The following is a 3,302-nucleotide window of genomic DNA, read 5'->3' as shown; positions in this document are numbered from 1 at the left end:
GGAGGACCTGGCGGACCTCGTGGAGCGGACGGCTCGCCGCGCATGACGGTTTGAAATCGGGCCCGTCCGGACTATGGTTCGACGGGCCCCAAGACGGGCCCCAAGACGCCGCTCCGCCATTAATCATTTTCAGAGATGATTAACCGCGAACCTTGGCCGTTCGTTAGCCCCTCTCTGCGACAAAGCGCCCGTCAGATTGGTCCGCCAACAAGGGATGGCGCTTCATGAAATTCTCGATCGCGATCGCCGCGGGTCTCGCCGGCAGCCTTTTCGTCGCTCAGGCCGCTTCGGCCGCCGGCGGCTTCGAAGACCAGATGGGCCGCTGCCTGCAGCAGTTCGCCAACACGCGTGACGCCGCCCAGGTGATGCTCGAGTGCAACGCCGCCGACGGCAAGCTCTCGGACTGCAAGGTCGTCGACAACAGCGCGGCCGGCAAGGGCTTCGACAAGGCCGCCATGTGCATCGCCGAAAAGCTGCCGATGGGCGCCAAGACCGGCTCGGTCAAGGTCCCGTTCCGCTTCCCGGGCGGCGCGTAAGTCTCACTTACGTCGCAAGACAAAAAGCCTCCGCCGGGACCGCCGGCGGAGGCTTTTTTCGTTCTGGGCGCGATATTCGCCCGCGGAACGGCGACGCGGACGGCGCTGGGCCCTCCGCGTCCAGACGGCTACCGACGGGCCAAGGCTTCCATGTCCTCGAGCTTGACCGCCGGCGGAGCCTTCTTGCCGGTGAGCGAGCCGTCCCACCACGGGCAGCCCAGGGTCGACTCGTACTCGAAGCACGCGAACCATTCCGGCGTGGAGCGCGGATAGAGCGGGTCGCATTGGGTCCAGGCGTACTGGGTGCAGAGCGGCGGCTTGGCCATCGCGGGCGACGCCACGAAGGGCAGGTTGCACAGAGCGATCGTCGCGACGGCGGCGCACGCGGATTTCCAACGTAGGCTCGACTTCATGTTGCTCCCTCCATCCTCGGCATGAGGATTGCGGGGAGCTTCCGCCTCCGCGATCGGGCGAGTCAATCTAAAGATGTGAAATGGATATTTCTATCAAAGGTGAAGCTTCGCCTTCTCTCAGGGTTCGGCGCCGGTCTCGATGAGCGGACGGCCAAACCTGACCGCGTCGGCCACGGTTGTCGCCACCGGGACCTTGGCGTAGGGCCGCCAGCCGTCGCACACCACCTTGGCCACGGCCTCGTCGGCGCTTCCCGCCGGCAGCGGCGCGGGGGAGCGCTGGTCGCCGGTCAGCGGGCCTTCACGGCCGCCGGCCCGGATGCTGGAGAAGCCCGCGTGGGCGATAGTGCGGGCCTGGCAGTCGATGATCTCGTGACGCCAACCGCCCCAGAATTCCTCCGCGCCAGCCTTGAAGCCGCCCTCGGCGACTTGCAGCACGCGCAGTTGGGCGGTCCGTCCAGTCCATCGAACGCTGGTCATGTCCGCGAAGGTCGCGAAGCGGCCGACATCGGCCAGCTGAAGCTTGAGCGGCGCCGGGGCCGGGGCGGGCGAGGGCGCCTGGGCCAGAGCCGGCGCTGTCCACAACGACAGGGCCAGGAGGGCGTTTCGCGGCGCGCGGAATTGGTCTAATCGGCTCTTCATGATCCAGCGTCGACGCCCCGTACCCTTCGAACTTGGCCCCGTGCACTTCATCGGCATCGGCGGCATCGGCATGTCCGGCATCGCCGAGATCATGCTGCGTATCGGCTACACCGTTCAGGGCAGCGACGCCAAGGCCAGCGCCAACACCGAGCGGCTGGAAAAACTGGGCGCGCGCATCTTCATCGGCCATGACGCCAGCCACGTCGAGGGCGCCTCGGCCATCGTCTATTCCACGGCCGTGAAGGCCGACAATCCCGAGATGGTCGCCGGCCGCGACAAGCGCCTGCCGCTCGTTCGCCGCGCCGAGATGCTGGCCGAACTGATGCGCCTGCAGTTCTCGGTGGCCGTCGGCGGCACCCACGGCAAGACCACCACCACCTCGATGGTCGCGGCCCTACTGGACGCCGGCGCCCTGGACCCCACCGTGGTCAATGGCGGCATCATCAACGCCTATGGCACCAACGCCAAGGTTGGCGAGGGCGACTGGATCGTCGTCGAAGCCGACGAGAGCGACGGCTCGTTCCTGAAGCTGAAGTCGACCGTGGCCATCGTCACCAACATCGACGCCGAGCACCTGGACCACTGGGGCGACTTCGAGGCGGTCAAGAAGGGCTTCCAGGACTTCATCGAGAACATCCCGTTCTACGGCTTCGCGGCGGTCTGCACCGACCACCCGGAAGTCCAGGCCCTGACCTCGCGCATCGAGAACCGCCGCCTGGTCACCTACGGCACCAATCCGCAGGCCGAGGTTCGGGTCTCGAACATCGAGATGGGGCCCGAGGGCGCCAAGTTCGACATCGTGGTCTCGCCGCGCGACGGCGAGGTCGTGCGCTATGAAGGCCTGAAGATGCCGATGGCCGGCCACCACAACGTGCTGAACGCGACCGCCGCCGTCGCCGTGGCGCGGGAGCTGTCGGTGGACGCCGACTCGATCCGCAGGGGCCTGGCCGGCTTCGGGGGGGTCAAGCGCCGCTTCACCACCACCGGCGTCGCCAACGGAATCCGCGTGGTCGACGACTATGGCCACCACCCGGTCGAGATCGCCGCCGTGCTGAAGGCCGCCCGGGCGGTGACGCAGGGCAAGGTCGTCGCCGTGGTCCAGCCGCACCGCTACACGCGCCTGCGCGACCTGATGACCGAGTTCTCAAGCTGCTTCAACGACGCCGACACGGTGATCGTCGCCGACGTCTATTCGGCCGGCGAGCAGCCGATCGAGGGCGTCGATCGCGACCACCTGGTCGACGGTCTCAAGAAGTTCGGCCACCGCCGCGCTCTGCCGCTGGAGAGCCCGGCCGCCCTGCCGGCCCTGATCGCGGCCGAGGCCCAGAGCGGTGACCTGGTGGTGCTGCTGGGCGCCGGCGACATCACCAGCTGGGCCTACGCCCTGCCGGGGCAACTCGAGGCCCTGGCGAAGTGAAGTCCGCCTCGATCCCTCCCTTCTCCCCTTGCGGGAGAAGGTGGCCGCGCAGCGGCCGGATGAGGGGTCGCGTGGCGACGCCGAGAAACCCCTCATCCGTCAGCCGAGGGCTGACACCTTCTCCCGCAAGGGGAGAAGGGGAGACGCATCGATGACCTGGAAGACCCATCTCCCCGCCGTCCGGGGCAAGCTGCTGATCGACGAGGCCCTGGCGCCGTTCACCTGGTTCCGGGTCGGCGGTCCGGCCGACGTGGTGTTCCTGCCGGCCGACGAGCAGGACCTGTCGGACTTCCTCAA

4 protein-coding genes and 1 pseudogene are annotated in these 3,302 nt (G+C 67.8%); 3 read left to right on the top strand and 2 right to left on the bottom strand.

Annotated elements, in window-relative coordinates:
• Positions 1-224: 224 nt before the first annotated feature.
• Positions 225-536 carry a hypothetical protein gene (locus tag VJ655_RS03590; RefSeq protein WP_324098339.1) on the top strand — a complete coding sequence of 104 codons (312 nt, stop codon included), beginning with the start codon at positions 225-227 and terminating at the stop codon, positions 534-536.
• Positions 537-664: 128 nt separating this feature from the next.
• Here VJ655_RS03590 and VJ655_RS03585 read toward each other — a convergent pair whose 3' ends face one another.
• Together VJ655_RS03585 and VJ655_RS03580 are read right to left on the bottom strand one after the other, a co-directional pair.
• Complete coding sequence (locus tag VJ655_RS03585) at positions 665-949, bottom strand: hypothetical protein (RefSeq protein ID WP_324098337.1); 285 nt, start codon at positions 947-949, stop codon at positions 665-667.
• A gap of 117 nt (positions 950-1,066) precedes the next feature.
• Positions 1,067-1,588, bottom strand: coding sequence for a hypothetical protein (locus tag VJ655_RS03580; protein ID WP_324098335.1), 522 nt, complete (start codon positions 1,586-1,588; stop codon positions 1,067-1,069).
• Here VJ655_RS03580 and murC point away from each other — a divergent pair.
• Together murC and VJ655_RS03570 are read left to right on the top strand one after the other, a co-directional pair.
• A complete protein-coding gene (gene murC, locus VJ655_RS03575) occupies positions 1,587-3,005 on the top strand; it encodes a UDP-N-acetylmuramate--L-alanine ligase (RefSeq protein ID WP_324098333.1) in 1,419 nt (472 codons plus the stop codon). The genes VJ655_RS03580 and murC overlap by 2 nt on opposite strands.
• Before the next feature lie 151 nt (positions 3,006-3,156).
• Positions 3,157-3,302 (top strand): annotated as a pseudogene (locus tag VJ655_RS03570) (UDP-N-acetylenolpyruvoylglucosamine reductase); the annotation flags it as partial.

The organism is Caulobacter sp. (assembly GCF_035254145.1).
Lineage (GTDB): Bacteria > Pseudomonadota > Alphaproteobacteria > Caulobacterales > Caulobacteraceae > Caulobacter.
Note: the sequence above shows the minus strand (reverse complement) of the source record. Positions and strands in the feature narration are given on the sequence as shown.